This window comes from Streptomyces sp. NBC_01537 (assembly GCF_045040445.1).
Lineage (GTDB): Bacteria > Actinomycetota > Actinomycetes > Streptomycetales > Streptomycetaceae > Actinacidiphila.
On sequence record NZ_CP109392.1, the window covers coordinates 585,604 to 601,981 of the forward strand.

At 72.3% G+C, this 16,378-nt stretch carries 15 protein-coding genes; 9 read left to right on the forward strand and 6 right to left on the reverse strand.

Going from position 1 to position 16,378, the window contains the following annotated elements:
* Nucleotides 1-30 precede the first annotated feature (30 nt).
* The 4 genes from OG607_RS02975 (at nucleotide 31) to OG607_RS02990 (ending at nucleotide 3,814) form a co-directional block, all read left to right on the forward strand.
* Nucleotides 31-1,128: an exo-alpha-sialidase gene (locus OG607_RS02975; protein ID WP_405718324.1), complete on the forward strand. Its 1,098-nt coding sequence runs from the start codon at nucleotides 31-33 to the stop codon at nucleotides 1,126-1,128.
* A gap of 30 nt (nucleotides 1,129-1,158) precedes the next feature.
* The gene (locus OG607_RS02980) at nucleotides 1,159-1,836 is read left to right on the forward strand and encodes a uracil-DNA glycosylase (RefSeq protein ID WP_405718327.1); all 678 of its coding nucleotides are present in this window, start codon (nucleotides 1,159-1,161) and stop codon (nucleotides 1,834-1,836) included.
* A gap of 28 nt (nucleotides 1,837-1,864) precedes the next feature.
* Complete coding sequence (locus tag OG607_RS02985) at nucleotides 1,865-2,773, forward strand: phospholipid scramblase-related protein (RefSeq protein WP_405718330.1); 909 nt, start codon at nucleotides 1,865-1,867, stop codon at nucleotides 2,771-2,773.
* 162 nt (nucleotides 2,774-2,935) lie between these two features.
* A complete protein-coding gene (locus OG607_RS02990) occupies nucleotides 2,936-3,814 on the forward strand; it encodes a sirohydrochlorin chelatase (RefSeq protein ID WP_405718333.1) in 879 nt (292 codons plus the stop codon).
* A 76-nt stretch (nucleotides 3,815-3,890) separates the two neighbouring features.
* On the opposite strand, the gene OG607_RS02995 is transcribed toward OG607_RS02990, so the two are convergent.
* The 3 genes from OG607_RS02995 to OG607_RS03005 all read right to left on the reverse strand — a co-directional run bounded on the left by OG607_RS02995 (nucleotide 3,891) and on the right by OG607_RS03005 (nucleotide 7,827).
* On the reverse strand, nucleotides 3,891-4,928 hold the full coding sequence (locus OG607_RS02995) for a lactonase family protein (RefSeq protein ID WP_405718336.1): 1,038 nt from the start codon (nucleotides 4,926-4,928) through the stop codon (nucleotides 3,891-3,893).
* A gap of 101 nt (nucleotides 4,929-5,029) precedes the next feature.
* A complete protein-coding gene (locus tag OG607_RS03000; protein ID WP_405718338.1) occupies nucleotides 5,030-6,178 on the reverse strand; it encodes a nitric oxide synthase oxygenase in 1,149 nt (382 codons plus the stop codon).
* Nucleotides 6,179-6,321: 143 nt separating this feature from the next.
* A complete protein-coding gene (locus OG607_RS03005) occupies nucleotides 6,322-7,827 on the reverse strand; it encodes an FUSC family protein (protein WP_405718340.1) in 1,506 nt (501 codons plus the stop codon).
* A gap of 199 nt (nucleotides 7,828-8,026) precedes the next feature.
* Here OG607_RS03005 and OG607_RS03010 point away from each other — a divergent pair, with 199 nt between their 5' ends.
* A complete protein-coding gene (locus tag OG607_RS03010) occupies nucleotides 8,027-8,551 on the forward strand; it encodes an Lrp/AsnC family transcriptional regulator (RefSeq protein WP_405718342.1) in 525 nt (174 codons plus the stop codon).
* Here the strand turns inward: OG607_RS03010 and OG607_RS03015 are convergent.
* Both OG607_RS03015 and OG607_RS03020 read right to left on the reverse strand, forming a co-directional pair.
* Nucleotides 8,521-9,570, reverse strand: a complete 1,050-nt coding sequence (locus OG607_RS03015) for an NAD-dependent epimerase/dehydratase family protein (RefSeq protein ID WP_405718344.1) — start codon at nucleotides 9,568-9,570, stop codon at nucleotides 8,521-8,523. The genes OG607_RS03010 and OG607_RS03015 overlap by 31 nt on opposite strands.
* The gene (locus OG607_RS03020) at nucleotides 9,567-10,043 is read right to left on the reverse strand and encodes a MarR family winged helix-turn-helix transcriptional regulator (protein ID WP_405718346.1); all 477 of its coding nucleotides are present in this window, start codon (nucleotides 10,041-10,043) and stop codon (nucleotides 9,567-9,569) included. Before OG607_RS03020 ends, OG607_RS03015 begins: the two co-directional genes overlap by 4 nt.
* A gap of 159 nt (nucleotides 10,044-10,202) precedes the next feature.
* On the opposite strand from OG607_RS03020, the gene OG607_RS03025 reads away from it, so the two are divergent.
* Nucleotides 10,203-11,663, forward strand: coding sequence for an MFS transporter (locus OG607_RS03025; RefSeq protein WP_405718348.1), 1,461 nt, complete (start codon nucleotides 10,203-10,205; stop codon nucleotides 11,661-11,663).
* Between the two features lie 79 nt (nucleotides 11,664-11,742).
* On the opposite strand, the gene OG607_RS03030 is transcribed toward OG607_RS03025, so the two are convergent.
* On the reverse strand, nucleotides 11,743-13,056 hold the full coding sequence (locus tag OG607_RS03030) for an ROK family protein (RefSeq protein ID WP_405718350.1): 1,314 nt from the start codon (nucleotides 13,054-13,056) through the stop codon (nucleotides 11,743-11,745).
* 179 nt (nucleotides 13,057-13,235) lie between these two features.
* Between OG607_RS03030 and OG607_RS03035 the strand changes: the two genes are divergently transcribed.
* Genes OG607_RS03035 through OG607_RS03045 form a run of 3 tightly spaced genes read left to right on the forward strand, consistent with a single transcriptional unit; the run spans nucleotide 13,236 to nucleotide 16,362 of the window.
* Complete coding sequence (locus tag OG607_RS03035; protein WP_405718353.1) at nucleotides 13,236-14,597, forward strand: ABC transporter substrate-binding protein; 1,362 nt, start codon at nucleotides 13,236-13,238, stop codon at nucleotides 14,595-14,597.
* Nucleotides 14,594-15,541 (forward strand): carbohydrate ABC transporter permease, encoded by a 948-nt coding sequence (locus OG607_RS03040; RefSeq protein WP_405718356.1) that lies wholly within the window; start codon nucleotides 14,594-14,596, stop codon nucleotides 15,539-15,541. The genes OG607_RS03035 and OG607_RS03040 overlap by 4 nt, the downstream gene beginning before the upstream one ends.
* The gene (locus OG607_RS03045) at nucleotides 15,538-16,362 is read left to right on the forward strand and encodes a carbohydrate ABC transporter permease (RefSeq protein WP_405718358.1); all 825 of its coding nucleotides are present in this window, start codon (nucleotides 15,538-15,540) and stop codon (nucleotides 16,360-16,362) included. Before OG607_RS03040 ends, OG607_RS03045 begins: the two co-directional genes overlap by 4 nt.
* Nucleotides 16,363-16,378: the final 16 nt, after the last annotated feature.

Genomic DNA, 16,378 nt, shown 5'->3' on the forward strand with positions numbered 1-16,378 from the left:
CCAGATTCCGCATTGCGGAGGAGACGCACCATGAACGACGTTCTGCTCGCGGTCGGCACGCAGAAAGGCCTCTTCCTAGGACGCCGGGGCGGCGGGGGCGCCCGCGGCGGGAGCTGGGAGCTCACCGGGCCGCACTTCCCGATGCAGGCGGTCTACTCGGTGGGCATCGACACCCGCCGCGCCGTGCCCCGGATCCTGGCGGGCGCCGACAGCTCGCACTGGGGCCCGTCGGTGTTCCGCTCCGACGACCTCGGAGTGAGCTGGCACGAGCCGGCCCGGCCCGCGGTGCGCTTCCCCGAGGACACCGGTGCCTCGCTGGAGCGCGTGTGGCAGCTCCAGCCCGCCGGGCCCGGAGCGCCCGAGGTGGTGTGGGCGGGCACCGAGCCGGGCGCGCTGTTCCGCTCCGACGACGGCGGGGAGACCTTCGCCTTCGTACGCAGCCTGTGGGAGCACCCGCAGCGCGAGCAGTGGGGCGCGGGCTTCGGCGGCCAGGCCGTGCACACCGTGGTCACCGACCCCCGGGACGCGGACGCGGTGACGGTGGCGGTGTCCTCGGGCGGTGTGTACCGGTCGAAGGACGGCGGCACGAGCTGGGCCCCGTCCAACACCGGGCTCAAGGCGGAGTTCCTGCCCGACCAGTACCCGGAGTTCGGGCAGTGCGTGCACAAGATCGCCCCGGATCCGGTGGACCCCGACCGGCTGTACCTGCAGAACCACGGCGGGGTCTACCGCAGCGACGACGCGGGAGCGAGCTGGTCCGAGATCGGCAAGGGCCTGCCCGCCGACTTCGGCTTCGCCGTGACGACCCATCCCCGGCGCGGCGGCGTGGCCTACGTCTTCCCGGTCAGCGACGGCAGCGACCGCTACCCGCCGGGCTACCGCTGCCGGGTCTACCGCACCGAGGACGCGGGGGCCTCCTGGCAGCCCCTCAACACCGGCCTGCCTGACGGCGACCACTACGGCGTGGTGCTCCGCGACGCCCTGCGCACCGACGACGCCGACCCCGCCGGGGTGTACTTCGGCAACCGCAACGGGGAGGTCTACGCGAGCGCGGACGAGGGCGACAGCTGGGAGCTGGTCGCCGAGCATCTCCCCGATGTGCTGTGCGTCCGGGCGGCGGTGATCTGACCCCTCGTTGAGCCGCTAGAGTGACTGCCCGTGGCAGCACGACCGTTGAACGAGATCGTAGAGGCTGGCTGGGCGAAGGCCCTTGAGCCCGTGGCGGAGCGGATCGCCGCGATGGGCGACTTCCTGCGGGCGGAAGTGGCCGCGGGGCGTACGTACCTCCCCGCAGGGGCGAACGTGCTGCGGGCCTTCCAGCAGCCGTTCGACGAGGTGCGGGTGCTCATCGTAGGCCAGGATCCGTATCCCACTCCCGGGCACGCGGTGGGGCTGAGCTTCTCCGTCGCGCCGGAGGTGCGCCCGTTGCCGGGCAGCCTGGAGAACATCTACCGCGAGCTGGGCAGCGATCTCGGTCTGCCCCGGCCGTCCAACGGCGACCTCACCCCGTGGACCCGGCAGGGTGTGCTGCTGCTCAACAGGGCGCTGACCACCGCCCCGCGCCAGCCCGCCGCGCACCGCGGCAAGGGCTGGGAGGAGGTCACCGAGCAGGCGATACGGGCGCTGGCCGGGCGCGGCCGGCCGCTGGTGTCGATCCTGTGGGGCCGCGACGCGCGCAATCTGCGGCCGCTGCTGGGCGAGTTGCCGGCCATCGAGTCCTCGCACCCCTCCCCCATGTCGGCGGACCGCGGCTTCTTCGACTCCCGGCCGTTCAGCCGTGCCAACGACCTGCTGGCACGGCAGGGAGCGCAGCCGGTCGACTGGCGGCTGCCCTGACCGTATGAGAAACGGTTAGTCTGCCCGGGTGACCACGCATTCGAACACCCCGGCGGGCTGGTACGCGGACCCGCACGGCACTCCGAACCTGCTCCGCTACTGGGACGGCTCCCAGTGGACCGAGCACACCAATCCAGGCCAGCCGCAGGCAGCGGTCCCCCCGCAGGGACAGTTCCAGAAGCAGGCGCCCCCGCAGCAGGCCCCGCAGCAGCCCTACGGCCAGCCGCCGCAGCAGGACAACCCCTGGGAGCTCGGGGTGGACGGCGGCCATGACCCGGCGCGCGTGCAGCGGCAGGTGCAGCAGCAGGCGGGCATCGCCCCGACCGGCCCGGGCGGCGGCACGATGTTCAGCGAGCCGATCCTGGTGGTGAACCAGAAGGCCAAGCTGATCGAGCTCAACAACGAGTACAGCGTCATGGACCAGGGCGGCCGCCAGTTGGGCTCGGTGGTCCAGGTCGGGCAGTCCACCGCCCGCAAGGTGCTGCGCTTCGTGTCCAGCATCGACCAGTACCTGCCGGTGCGCCTGGAGGTGCGGGACGCGTACGGCCAGCCGCAGCTGCTGCTGACCCGGCCCGCGAAGTTCATCAAGTCCAAGGTGATCGTGCAGCGTCCGGACGGTGTGACGCTCGGCGAGATCGTCCAGCAGAACGCGATCGGGAAGATCAACTTCTCCTTCGAGGTCAACGGCCAGAAGATCGGCGCCATCAAGGCCGAGAACTGGCGGGCCTGGAACTTCGCGATCGTGGACCACACCGAGACCGAGGTCGGCCGGATCACCAAGACGTGGGAGGGCCTGGCCAAGACCATGTTCACCACGGCGGACAACTACGTGCTGCAGATCCACCGTCCGCTCGCCGACCCGCTGCTGAGCATGGTGGTGGCCTCCGCGCTCACCGTCGACACCGCTCTCAAGCAGGACGCCCGCGGCTTCGGCTGAGCCGGACAGCCGGACACTCCCTAACCCTTTCGGTTCGATACGGTGTCGGAAACAGGCCGGACCGGCCTGTCCGGCACCGTATCGGGACGGAACCGGACAGGTACCCCCTGCGTAGGACCCTCCCGAACATGAGAGCCCTCCGAGGCACTAGCATGCCTCGCCATGAGCACTGCCGAAGGCCCCGCATCCGGGCTGCCCGTTCGTATGCCTCGCCCCCGCCAGCCCGGTCGGCACCGGCGACCGGAACAGCTGACCACGCCCGAGGGCGCACCCGCGCTCGTCCTCGCCGTGCCCGGCACCCCGTCCTCCGCGACCCGGAGTCTGGCGGAGGAAGTCATCAGCATCGCCCGTTCCGAGCTGTCCGGCCTCGACCCCCGCATCGGCTGGGTGGACGGCGACGGCGGCGAGTACCCGACGCTGGAGGCCGTGCTGGCCCAGGCGGCCGCCGAGCGTACCGAGGACGGCCCCGCGGCCGTCGTCGTGCCGCTGCTCGCCGGTCCCGAGGCCTCGGTCATGCGCCGGGTCCGCCAGGCCGTCATGGACAGCCGCAGCGCCGCCGAGGTGACCGATGTCCTCGGCCCGCACCCGCTGCTCGCCGAGGCCCTGCACGTGCGCCTGTCCGAGGCCGGTCTCGCCCGCGCCGACCGCGCCCGGCTGTTCACCGTGGCGACCGCGGCCGACGGCATCATCCTGGCCACCGTCGGCGGCGAGGAGGCCGTCCAGGCCGCCGGGGTGACGGGCCTGCTGCTCGCCGCCCGCCTCGCGGTGCCGGTGCTCGCCGCCGCCCTGGACGTCGAGGGCTCCATCGCCCAGGCCGCCGACCAGCTGCGCTCCTCCGGCTCGCACACGCTGGCGCTGGCACCCTGCCTGATCGGCCCGGAGATCGCCCCTGAGCTGCTGCACGACGCCTCCAAGGAGGCCGGCTGCATGGGCGCCGACGCGCTCGGCCCCTACGTGGCGGTCGGCAAGCTCGTGATCGCCAAGTACACGACGGCGCTCGGCATCGCCCAGCAGCCCTCGCAGGGCGCTCCGGCCCACTGACTCTTCCGTACGTACGGGCGCGGGCGGCATTGCCGTCCGCGCCCTTCGCTTTGCCGGCGGTTCAGCGGACCGCGGTTCAGCGGAACACGACGCAGGACGCCGCCGGGACGGCTACCGAGCCGCCCTGTACGGGCCTGCCGGTCTCCGCGTCGATGTCGAACCAGACGACGTTCCCGGAGCGCTCGTTGGCGGCGTACAGGCGGCTTCCCGACGGGTCGAGGGTGAGGTGGCGCGGCCAGTCGCCGCCGCAGCCGACGGTCTCCAGCAGCTCCAGCCGGTCGCCGGACTCGTCGACGGAGAGCACGGCGATGCTGTTGTGGCCGCGGTTGGCGGCCCAGGCGAAGCGGCCGTCGGCCGAGAGCACCAGCTCCGAGGGGTAGTTGGGCCCCGGGAAGTCCTCCGGCAGCACGGAGACCTCGGCCACCGGGCGCAGCCGCCCGATGCCGGCGTCCCAGTGGCAGACCGTGACGGCCGAGTCCAGCTCGCTGATGACGTAGGCCCGGTCCCCGCGCGGATGGAACGTCAGGTGGCGCGGCCCGATCCCGGAGCGCAGCCCCAGCTCCCGCTCGATCTCCAGCTCGCCGGTGGCCTCGTCGAGTTCGCACACCCGCACCGAGTCCGTGCCCAGGTCCACGGTCAGCGCCCAGCGGCCCGAGGGGTCGGGCAGCACCATGTGGGCGTGCGGCCCGCTCTGGCGCTGCGGATCCGGGCCGTCGCCCTCGTGCTCCATGACGGAGACGGGCCCGCCGAGGCCGCCGTCCACGGCGACCGGGAGCACGCTGACGGTGCCGGTCGCGTAGTTGGCGGTCAGCAGGTGGCCCTGGTGCAGCGCCAGGTGGGTGGGAGCGCCGCCGCCGACGGGCACGACCTTGCCGAACTGCCGGGGCTCGCCCGGGTCGCTGAGCGAGAAGACGGCCGCGCCGCCCTGCTCCGGGACCTCGCTGACCGCGTACAGCAGTTCTCCGTCGGCCGACAGCGTGAGGAAGGACGGGTTCGCCACCGCGTCCGTGGAGCTCAGCACGGTCAGCGCCCCCGTGCCGGGGTCGACGGAGGCAGCGGTCAGTCCCGGCCCGCCCGCCGATGTGAACGACCCGATGTACGCATGCCCGGCCACTGCCGTACCTCTTCCGCCTGTTGTCTGTACGGCGGCTGAGAGTAGTCCCTCCGGTGACCGGTTCGTACGTGGGGGCCGCCACACCGTCCGTCACACCGCCCTCACACCGCCCGTCGCGCCAGCAGTGGTTCGCCCCGGGCCAGCGCCCGCGCCTGCGGGTGGGTGACGTAGGCGGGGCTGTGCTGCCCGTTGTCGAACGTGCGGTGGAAGACCCCGGTCGCGGAGCCGGAGATGGGCGGCACGATCCAGGACCAGTCGGCGGGTACGCTGCGGCCCCGGCGCTCCTCCCGGTCGATGTGGGCGAGGAAGCGGCGGGACTCGGTGTGGTGGTCGGTGACGGTGGCACCGGCCCGGTCGAAGGAGTGCAGCACCGCCCGGTTGAGCTCGACCAGGGCGCGGTCCTTCCACAGTGAGCGGTCGGTGCTGGTGTCCAGGCCGAGGCGGGCGGCGAAGCGCGGCAGCAGGTCGTAGCGGTCGCGGTCGGCGAGGTTGCGGGCGCCGATCTCGGTGCCCATGTACCAGCCGTTGAAGGGCGCGGCCGGGTAGCAGACCCCGCCGATCTCCAGGCACATGTTGGAGATCGCCGGCACCGCGTACCAGCGCAGCCCCCACTCGGCGAGCCACTCCAGTTCGGGGTGGACGATGGGCACTTCGCGCACCGCGTCGCGCGGCAGGGGGAACACCTGCGGCTGTTCGCCGCTGCCCTGGACGACCAGCGGCAGTACGTCGAAGGCGGTGCCGGGGCCGCCGGGCCAGCCGAGCCGCAGCGCGGCCTCGGTGATGCCGGTGTTGCGCGGGTCGCCGGTCACCGTGCCGCCGGGCCGCGCGTAGCCGGCGTAGCGGATGAGCTGCTCGTTCCAGATCCTCGGTCCGGGCCGGCTCGGCCGGTCGGGGGCGAAGACGGTGATGACGGGCCTGATCCGGCCGAGACCCGCGGCGATGCGCAGATGCTCGGCGGCCTCCCGGGCGATGCCGCCGGCGTCGGCGGTGTCCCGGTGGTCGCGCACACGCAGCGAGTTCCAGTAGAGCCGTCCTATGCAGCGGTTGCTGTTGCGCCAGGCCACCCTGGCCCCGAAGACCAGTTCCTCGCGGGTGTGGCGGTAGCTGCCGGTGGCCTCGATCTCCGCCCGCACCTGCGCGAGCCGCAGTCCCGGGTCACCGGCCTCGGGCTCCTCCCGATGGCGCAGCAGCAGGAAGTCCTGGGCGGACTCCCATACGTCGCATTCCTTGCGGTCCTCGTCCTCGATCACGCCACGCACCCCCAGCCGTGTCCGTCCGTACGCGCGATGGCACCGGTCCTACCCAACGACCGGGCTGATCCATCCTGTCCATGTACGGTGAATACGCCTCAAAAGCAGGCATATTGTCCATGCTGCTGGTCAGGGCGGCGTGTTCATACGGCGAGTTCGGCCCGCGAAGCCGTCCGCAGGGGCGCGGCCAGGCGCGTGAGCGCCCTTTCCAGGCCGTGCAGCTGCGCGAGCGCGCGCTCCGCGTGCGGGTGACCCGCGGCGGGCCCGGAGGCGGCCGGTTCCGGGCCACGGGCGGCCATCGCCGCTCCGGGCTCCACGAGCAGGGCCACGGCGGCCTCCACGCGGGCGCAGGCGGCGAGCAGCCGGGCGTCGCCGTGCGCGTACGGGTCGGCGACGGCCTCGGCGAGCGCGCGGACCCTTACCGCGCAGTCGTCCAGGAGCGCCAGTACGGCGCGGGCCCGGGCCTTGCGGTGGCGCATGGGGCTGAGCGGATGGACCAGCGGCGCCACGGAGATCCGTACCCGGCCCAGCAGATGGTCGAGTTCGGCGACGTGGCGGAGCAGGTCGTCGGCGGGGCCGCCGGCGAGGTGGCGGGTGGCCTCGGCGGTGAAGTCCCGTACGGCGTGCAGCGAGCGCTGGATCCAGGCGTCGGTGGCGGCGTTCGTGGTGACGGGCAGCACGACGAGGACGGCGGCAGCGGCGCCGAGCGCGCCCACGGCGGTCTCCTCCAGGCGCAGGAGGAGCAGCTCCGGGCGCAGGATGCCCAGCAGCCCGTAGAGCAGCCCGGCCATGACGGTCACGAAGAACATCATCCAGCTGTACGAGACCGGGGCCGTGTAGAAGATCCCGAAGACGCAGGCGGCGACCAGGGCGGCGGTCGGGACGGGGGCACCGTGCAGGGGCAGTGCGACCACCGGTCCGGCCGCGATGCCCGTCACCGTGCCGAGGACCCGGCGGAAGCCGCGGACGAGGGTCTCGCCGCGCGAGGTCGTGTTGACGAAGATCCACCAGGCGGTGCCCACCGCCCAGTACCAGCGGTCCTGTGAGAGCGCCTGGCCGACGGCGACCGCCACGCCCGCCGCGAGCGTGGCCTGGACGGCCTGCCGGGTGGTCGGCCTGCGCATGCCGCGCGGCTGCGCCAGAACGACGGCATGCGCAGGCGGCGTACCACGCTCGTGGCACCACAGCCCGAAGCGGACGAGCGCGGCGGCGGCCAGGCCGAGCCCGACGGCGGCGTACAGCTCGGGCAGCAGCGCCGGGACCGCGTGCAGGAACTGTGCGACGAAGAACATCATGAACGCGAACACGCCCAGCGCGTGGCCGCGCGGCCCCCAGCGGCGGGCGTAGACCCCGGCGAAGACCACCGCGAGAAACGCGGCGTCGCGCGCCGCCGGATACGGGTGCAGCCAGGCGGCGAGCGCCAGCACGGGCAGCCCGGCGACGGGCAGCAGCGCGGTGGTCGCGGCCTGTCCGCCGACCCACGGGTCGGTCACGGTGAACAGCGCCAGCAGCGCGGCGAGCCCGCCCACGACGACGGCCGGCAGCGGCAGGCCCGCGGCGAGCGTCAGCGCGACGCCCAGGCCGATGCCGAGGACGGCCCGGGTGGCGGTGCGCAGGCGCGCGTGCCCCGGGTCCGGACTCATGAACATCCGCCGCATCGCCCACATCCCCCTCGCGCCCTTCCGGGCATGAAAAAGGACGTTGCGCGGACCTCGGGGGTCCTGCGCAACGCCGTCGTCGCACCCAGGAAAGCACGATCGGGAGCAGTGGCTCAAGACAGGGCGATTCGGCTGTGCCATTGGTACAGTCACGAGCCTGTGATGCCGACCACGAGGAGGCCAGTGGCTCATGGCCGTGGACAGACTGGACGCGCGGATCCTGACGCTGCTGCTGGAGCAGCCGCGCACCAGCGTGCGCGAGTACGCCCGCCTCCTCGGCGTGGCACGGGGGACGCTCCAGGCCCGCCTGGAGCGGCTGGAACGCGACGGAGTGATCACGGGGTACGGGCCTCAGCTGTCGCCCGCCGCCCTCGGTCATCCCGTGCTGGCCTTCGTGCACATCGAGGTCACCCAGGGCCATCTGGACGATGTCGGCGACGCGCTGGCGGCCGTGCCGGAGATCATCGAGGCGTTCTCCATCACCGGCGGCGGCGATCTGCTGACGCGGGTGGTCGCCCGGGACAACGCCCACCTGGAGGATGTGATCCAGCGCCTCATCCACGTGCCCGGTGTCGTGCGGACCCGTACCGAAATGGCGCTCCGGGAGCGGGTGCCGCACCGCATCGCTCCGCTGGTCGCCTCGATGGGCGGCGGCCTCGCGGGCCGGCGCGACGAGGTCAGGGCTCAGGACCTGTGGCCACGCCAGGCCAGGTAGTGGTCGATGAGTGTCTCCTCGGCGGGCCGGTAGGTGACGCCCAGTTCCTGCGTGCTTCGGCGGTTGTCGACGGTGAAGCTGATGCCGAGGTGTTTGCGGGTGTAGTCCGGCGTCAGGCCGAACGCGGGGCCCAGGATCCTGACCGGCCAGTGCGGGAGGGCGTGCCGGGGCAGCCGGAGGTTCCGGGGGAATCGCTTCAGGATGGCTCTGGACATGTCCAGGAAGGACACCATCTCCCGCGCCGCGACGATGTAGCGTCCGTGCGCGCCGGGGGTCTCCGCCGCCGCGATGTGGGCGCTCGCGACGTCCCTGACGTCGGCGAGGGTGAAGCTGAAGTCGGGCGCCCCGTAGAAGAAGTACCCCTTGAACAGCTCGTCGATGAGGAACAGGCTGCCGGAGTCCGAGGCGGGGGTCAGTGAAGGGCCCAGCACCAGGCCGGGGTTGACGGCGATCATGCGCCAGCGGTCCTGGGCGCGTTCCGCCTCCCAGGCCTCGCGCTCGGCGACCGTCTTCCCGTAGTGGTACGGGTTGTTCTCCACCGTGCTGGTGGTGTTGAAGAAGCTTTCCGAGAGAACCTGGCCGGGCATGTCCAGAACGTCGATGTAGTCCCCGAAGATCGCACCGACGGTCGAGGTGAGGACGAGTTTTTCGACCGTGGGCGTTCGCTCCATGGCGGCCAGCACATTGCGCGTGCCGGACAAAGCCGGTTCGACGACGTCCTTGTGACCGTCCTTGATCTTCTCGGGCATCAGGAACGGCGAGGCCACGTGGAAGACGACACGGCAGCCGTCCATCGCCCGGTCGAAGGAGCCCTCCGCCAGCAGGTCGGCCTCGAACAGCTCCAGCGAACCGGGGAATCGCTCCTGCATGCCCCGCAGAGGCGCCACCTTCGCGGTGTTGGCCAAGGCCCGGACCGTGGTGTGCACACGGTAGCCGCGCTCCAGCAGTTGCTGGACCAGATGACTGCCGACGAACCCACTGCCGCCGGTCACCAGGACCGGCTCGTCACCGCCGCTCACCGCTGCTCCGGCCGCGGCCAGGGGTTGCCGTGGAGGCGTTCGATGTCGGCGTTGAAACGCTTGACGCAGTCGGCGAACACCGCGATGTCCTCGGCCGACCAATCGGCCATGATCACGTCGAGGGCCTGGACGTTGCCGTCGCGCTCCTCGTCGAGGCGGCGTTCGCCCTCCTTGGTGAGGCGGAACTTACGGGCGATGCCGCCGTCCGGGTCGGGGATCCGCTCGACCAGCCCGGACCGCAGGGCGGCGGCGGTCTGCCGGTTGAGGGTGGAGGAGTCCAGCCCGAAGGCCTCGCTCAGCTCACCGATGGACATGGGCCCCTGCACGCGGATGCGGCTGAGCAGGATGTACGCGCTGCGCTCCAGAGTGCCGTCCCTGCGCCGCCCGTTGGCCTTGCTCAGGTGAAGGTGCCGGCTGAGCAGCATCTGCTCGTACTCGAGCCGGCGCGTCGGCTTTGGCGCGGGCGTGTCCATCGTTGTTCTCCTCTTGCTCGTGCTTGCGGGTGCCGCCGATGACCAAGGATGCCGTCTCCGCCTCCGCCCGGGAATGCCCCGCGCACATAACATGCACGATACATTCTATATGTATCATGCACATCAGTTCCGCTTGTTCACAGCACAGAGGAGTACTTCATGGACGGCCCCCAGCCGACCACCCGCACCGGCGCCGTCGTCGCGACACTGGCGTTCGCCGGCACCGTCGCCGCGATCATGCAGACCCTGGTGACGCCACTGATCTCCGAGCTGCCCACGATCCTGGGCACCAGCTCGTCGAACGCCGCCTGGGTGATCACCGCGACCCTGCTGTCGGCAGCGGTCTTCGTGCCGGTCAGCGGCCGTCTGGGCGACCTCTACGGCAAGAAGCGCATGCTGCTCTTCTCCGCCGCGCCACTGATCATCGGCTCGGTCGTGTGCGCGCTGGCCTCGTCCGTCGTACCCATGATCGTGGGCCGCGGTCTTCAGGGCATGGGCATGGGCATCGTGCCGATCGGCATCAGCCTGCTGCGTGACGTGCTGCCGGCGGAGAAGCTGAGCGGCTCCATCGCCCTGGTCAGCGCTTCCATGGGTATCGGCGGCGGCCTCGGCCTGCCGATCGCCGCCGGGGTCGCGGAGTACGCGAGCTGGCGCGCGCTGTTCTGGGGCGCGGCCGCGCTCGCGAGCGTGATCGCCACCCTCATCTGGTTCCTGGTGCCCAGCACCGAGCCGGGCGCGGCGGGCCAGCGCTTCGACTTCGTCGGCGCGGTCGGACTCGGCGCCGGCCTGGTGTCCTTGCTGCTCGCGGTCTCCAAGGGCGCGGACTGGGGCTGGGGTTCGGCCACCACGCTCGGCCTGTTCGCCGCCGCCGTGATGTTCCTCGCCGCCTGGGGCTTCTGGGAGCTGCGCGTCACCGACCCGCTGGTGGACCTGCGCACCACCCGCAAGCCGCGCGTCCTGACCACCAACATCGCCTCGGTCCTGGTCGGCTTCGGCATGTACGCCTCGATGCTGATCGTCCCGCAGCTCCTGGTGCTGCCGAAGGCCACCGGCTACGGCCTCGGCCAGTCGATGCTGGCCATGGGCCTGTGGATGGCCCCCGGCGGTCTGATGATGATGTTCGTCTCGCCGTTCGGCGGCAAGATCAGCACCGCCCGCGGCCCCAAGTTCACCCTGATCCTGGGCACGCTGGTGATCGCGGCCGGCTACGGCCTGTCGATGGTGCTGATGGGGTCCGCGGTCGGGCTGCTGATCGTCAGCATGGTGTGCAACTCCGGTGTCGGTCTGGCGTACGGCGCGATGCCCGCGCTGATCCTGGGCTCGGTGCCGCAGTCCGAGTCCGCGTCGGCCAACAGCTTCAACACGCTGATGCGCTCGCTGGGCACGTCCTTCGCCGCCGCCGTGATCGGTGTGGTGCTCTCGCAGATGACCACCACCATGGGCGGCTACACCCTCGCCTCGGAGAACGGCTTCCACGTCGGCCTGCTGATCGGCTGCGGCGTGGCGCTGGTCGCCGCGGCGGTCGCCGCCCTCATCCCGGCCGCCGCCGTGGACCGCCCCGCCCCCGGGGCCGACGCGGTCGGGCAGGAGGCCCCCGCCGAGGCCTCCGCGTCCGCCTGACGCAGGACGGACGGACAGCTGCGGACAGCGAGGGACCACGGTGCGGTTCCCGGGAGTCGGGGCCCGGGAGCCCACCGCCTCAGGATGTGAGCTGACCGGCTCCGCGTACGGCGAGGCTGGTGGGGCGGGTGCGGAGCACGACCTCGACGGAGGAAAGGGCGAAGCGGACCGCTCCGGTGATCACGGCGTCGTCACCGAGGGCGGACAGCCGCCAGCGCGGGGGGTCGACGAGCAGACCGTCGGCGTGCCGCTGGGCGGCGTCCAGGAGAAGGTCCGCGGCGGGCAGCAGGGCGGGCTCCGGGAAGAGGCCGGTGCTGAGGACGACGAGTGCCGGGTCGAGGGCGAGCAGTACGGGGGCGACGCCCTCGGCCAGCCGCTGTCCGTAGGCTTCGACGGCCGCCGCCGCACGGGCATCGCCTGACGCGGCGGCCGGGATGGTGCCGGGGTCCAGGGGGGCCAGGCCCGGCTGTGGCGGCGTACGGCCGGGGAAGCGGATGAAGCCGATCTCGCCGGCCGCGCCGTGGTGGCCGCGCAGCAGACGGCCGCCGGTGATGACGCCCGCGCCCAGGCGTTCGTCCAGCAGGACGAAGACCATTTCACCGGCCGCCTCGCCCGCCGCCGCCTCGCCCGCCCTGTCCTCGGCCGCGCGGCCCACACCGCGCCACTGCTCCCCCAGCGCGGCGAGGTTGGCGTCGTTCTCCACCGCGACCCGGCAGCCCAGCAGCTCGCGGAGGACGCCGGTGATGTCCGCCCCCGCCCAGTCCTTGAGGTTGTCGGCCTGACGGATGCGGGTGTTGTCCCGGTCGACCAGGCCGGGGGTGCCCACGGTGGCGGCCCAGATCCGCCGGTCGTCCGCGCCCGCCCGGTCCATGGCGGCGCGGATCACCGTGGTCACGGCCGCTGCGCGGGCCGGACCGGTGAGATCGGCGCGTACCGACCGGCGTTCGACCGCCACCGACTCCCCGTCGAGGTCGGCCAGGCAGGCGGTCACCGAGCGCGCCCGCACATCGACGCCGACGACGAAACCCGCATGCGGACGGAAGCGGAAGCGGCGCGCGGGCCGGCCGGGCGAGCGCTGGCCGCGCGCGGACGGGGCCGGGGCGACCTCGATGAGCCCGCAGCCGGCGAGCTCCTCGGCGATCACCTCGACGGTGGGGCGCGAGAGCCCGGTGGCCTGGACGAGTTCGGACAGCCGGGGGTGCGGGTCCGCCGAGCGCACGGCGGCCAGGACGGCTGCGGCGTTCGTGGCGCGCAGGTCCCCCACACCCACCACGGCGGGCGGGCCCTGACCTCCTGCGGGACCCTGGGCCGGGGCGCCGCTCAGCGGCCAGACCGCCTCCGCCTCCGTCTCCCTCTCAGGGGCGGGGGCCACGGGGTCCGTGGGGGTGGCCAATCGTCAACCTCCTGTGGAAGGGCGGTCCTCGACCCTAACAATCGGGCCCAACAATCGGGCCGACGGCTCTTGACGCGCGCTGCCATGGTCTCGATTATAAAACGCAACTGCGTTATTAAACCCTCTCCGCCAACTCCTGCGCCACCCTCCCCTGCGTGCCGCCGTCCCAGGAGAACGCCATGAGCCACACAACGCCCACTCCCCCGTACGTATCCAGACGGGCCCTTCTCGCCGCCACCGGCGCCGCCGCAGTCGCCGGCTCCTCCCTCCTCGCGGCCTGCAGCAACCTCACCCCCGGCGCGTCGCCCGCCGCCGCCGGCAGCAGCGGCAGCGGTCCGGTCGCCACGTCCGTACCGACCGGCAAGATCACTCTCGTGGTCGCCGACGCCGACGACACCACCATGACCCCGGGCCTGATCGCCGCGTTCCGCGAGAAGTACCCGAACGTCTCCTTCAAGCGCCAGTACACCGGCTGGGACGACTACCTCAAGAGCGTCAACACCACGATGTCGGCCGACTCCGCCCCCGACATCGCCCAGTTCGTCTCCGGTATGCAGAACCTCGTCCGGGGCCGGCTGCTGCTCGGCATGGACGCGTACGGCAAGGCCTACGGCTGGGCGGACAAGTTCCCCGGCCTGGACCAGATCACCTTCTCCGCCGACGGCAAGACGGTCGGCACCGGCGCCCTGTACGGCGTGCCCGGCGGGCTGTCCTTCGAGGGCGTCTACTACAACAGGGCCAAGGCCCGCAGGCTCGGGCTGACCGTCCCGCCGGCCACCGTGGCAGAGCTGGAGGCGCTGTTCGCCAAGGCCAAGGCCGCCGGTGAGACCGCGCTGGTCGCGGGCAACCTCGACGGCGGCCTCAACCACCCCTTCAACGTCCTGCTGTCGGTCTTCATGAAACCCGAGGACCGTGAGGCGTGGGCCTTCGGACACAAGGGCGCCACCATCACCGGGCCCGAGGCCGTGACCGCCGCCACCACCCTCAAACGCTGGGTGGACAAGGGCTACGTCACCGCCAAGGTCAACGGCACCAGCGACAACGACGCCACCGCGGCCTTCGCCAAGGGCCAGGGCGTCTTCCGGATCAGCGGCAACTGGGCAGCGGCCGCGGTCGCCAAGGGCCTGGGCGACCAGGGCGGCCTGTTCACCATGCCCCCGGCCGACAAGGGCGGCACGGCGCGCACCACCGGCGCCGGCGTCTACTACTGCGTCTCCAGCAAGTGCGCCAACCCCGCCGCGGCCGCCGCCTTCCTCGACTTCGCCGCGACCCGGCAGGCCGCCGCCATCACCGCCAAGGCGGGCTTCATGGCCCCCGACGCGACCTCCATGCCCTCGCAGAGCGGGCTGCTCGGCGACGTGCGCACCGGATGGCAGACCATCGCCAAGGACTCCGGCCTGGAGCCCTTCATCCAGAACGCCTCCACCCCGACGATGCCCGACACCCTCACCACCCAGCTCCAGCTGCTGGCCGGCGGCAAAGTGACGGTGGAGAAGTTCCTGTCCAACCTCCAGACCGACTTCGACACCTACCACTCGTGACCGCGACCGCCACCGGCCGGCCCGCGCGCCCCGCCCCGGCCCGCGCGACCGCCCCTGCCGCACGGCCGCGCGCCGGACGACGCCGCCGCCGGGCGGTGGCGTTGCTGTACGTGCTGCCCGCGCTGCTGCCGTACACGCTGTTCGCCGTGCTCCCGGCCCTGCACACCGCGTACCTGTCGCTGTTCGACTGGGACGGGGTGACCCTGCCGTCCTTCGTCGGTCTGGCCAACTACCGCCGGATCATCGACGATCCCCAGCTGCGCGCGGCGGCCTGGCACGCGGGCGCGCTCATCGTCTTCTTCTCCGTCCTGCCCATCTTCTTCGGCCTCGTATCGGCCGCGATCGTCTCCCGCCGTTCCGGAGGCCGCGGCATCGCCCTGGTCCGTACGCTGCTGTTCCTGCCGCAGGTCCTCCCGCTGGTCGCGGTCGCCATCATCTGGCGCTGGGTGTACGCCGACGACGGCACCCTCAACCAGGCGCTGCGGGCGGTCGGCCTCGGGAGCCTGGCCGACTCGTGGCTCGGCAGCTTCACCTGGTCGCTGCCGGCCGTCGGGCTGATCGGGACGTGGGTGGTGTCGGGCCTGTGCATGGTGCTGTTCCTGTCCGGGACCCAGCGCATCGACCAGGAGATCTACGAGGCCGCGCGGATGGACGGCGCGGGCCCGGTGCGGGAGTTCTGGTCGATCACGGTGCCGCTGCTGCGGCCGGAGTTCGCGGTCGCGGCGTCGATCACGGTGATCGCCGCGCTGTCCAGTTTCGACCTGATCTACATCACCACCGGCGGCGGCCCCGGCAACAGCACCGTCATCCCCGGCATCCTCATCTACCGGCTCGCCTTCGGCGGCGGGGCGGTGGGCGTGGCCAGCGCCCTGGCCGTGGTGCTGACGGCGGTCATCTCGGTGGCCGTGCTGGTGATCAACCGCCTTGCCAGGGAGGCCCCGTGACGACCCGCATCGCGAGGAGCCTCGCCGCGCCCGCCGTCCTCGCCGTCTTCCTGGCCGCCGTCCTGCTGCCGTTCCTGTCCCTGCTGCTGGCCTCGCTCCAGCCGGCCGGCGCCCCGCTGACCGGCCTCGCCGTGCCGCACGGCATCCACCTGGAGAACTTCGCCCACGCCTGGTCCGCCGCGGGCTTCGGCACCCTGCTGCGCTCCAGCACGGTGATCGCGCTCGCCGTCGTCCCGGCGGCGGTGCTGTGCGCCACGCTGGCCGGTTACGCGCTGGCCACCATGGAAGTCCCCGGACGCGGGCGGCTCTACGGCTACCTGCTTCTCGGGCTGTCCATTCCCACCGAGGTCACCGTCATCCCGCTCTACTACGACCTGCGGGCCGCCGGGCTGACGAACACCGTGCCCGGCCTGGCCCTCGCCGAGGTCGGTGCCTTCATGCCCTTCGGCGTCTTCTGGATGCGGGCGCACTTCGCGACCATGCCGCGCAGCCTCATCGAGGCGGCCCGCCTCGACGGAGCCTCGTCGTGGACGACGCTGTGGCGCGTGCTGATGCCGGTCTCCCGCCCGGCGGTGACCACCCTGGGCGTCCTGTACTTCGTCTGGAGCTGGAACCAGTTCCTGCTCCCCCTGATCCTGATCCAGGACCCGGACAGGCGCACCGCGCCCGCCGGACTCGGCTTCTTCACCGGCCAGTACGGCGTCGACGTGCCGCTGCTCGCGGCGGCCACGCTGATCGTCATCGCCCCGGTGGTCCTGGTCTACCTGATCTTCCAGCGGCACTTCATCAACGGCGTGCTCAGCGGCGCCCTCAAGGGCTGACACCCTCTAGGAGACC

Excerpts from the sequence above, each read along its gene's own strand:
- OG607_RS02975 (WP_405718324.1), top strand. The coding sequence starts at position 31 with ATGAACGACGTTCTGCTCGCGGTCGGCACGCAGAAAGGCCTCTTCCTA.
- OG607_RS02990 (WP_405718333.1), top strand. The coding sequence starts at position 2,936 with ATGAGCACTGCCGAAGGCCCCGCATCCGGGCTGCCCGTTCGTATGCCT.
- OG607_RS03005 (WP_405718340.1), bottom strand. The coding sequence starts at position 7,827 with ATGTTCATGAGTCCGGACCCGGGGCACGCGCGCCTGCGCACCGCCACC.
- OG607_RS03010 (WP_405718342.1), top strand. The coding sequence starts at position 8,027 with ATGGCCGTGGACAGACTGGACGCGCGGATCCTGACGCTGCTGCTGGAG.
- OG607_RS03020 (WP_405718346.1), bottom strand. The coding sequence starts at position 10,043 with ATGGACACGCCCGCGCCAAAGCCGACGCGCCGGCTCGAGTACGAGCAG.
- OG607_RS03025 (WP_405718348.1), top strand. The coding sequence starts at position 10,203 with ATGGACGGCCCCCAGCCGACCACCCGCACCGGCGCCGTCGTCGCGACA.
- OG607_RS03035 (WP_405718353.1), top strand. The coding sequence starts at position 13,236 with ATGAGCCACACAACGCCCACTCCCCCGTACGTATCCAGACGGGCCCTT.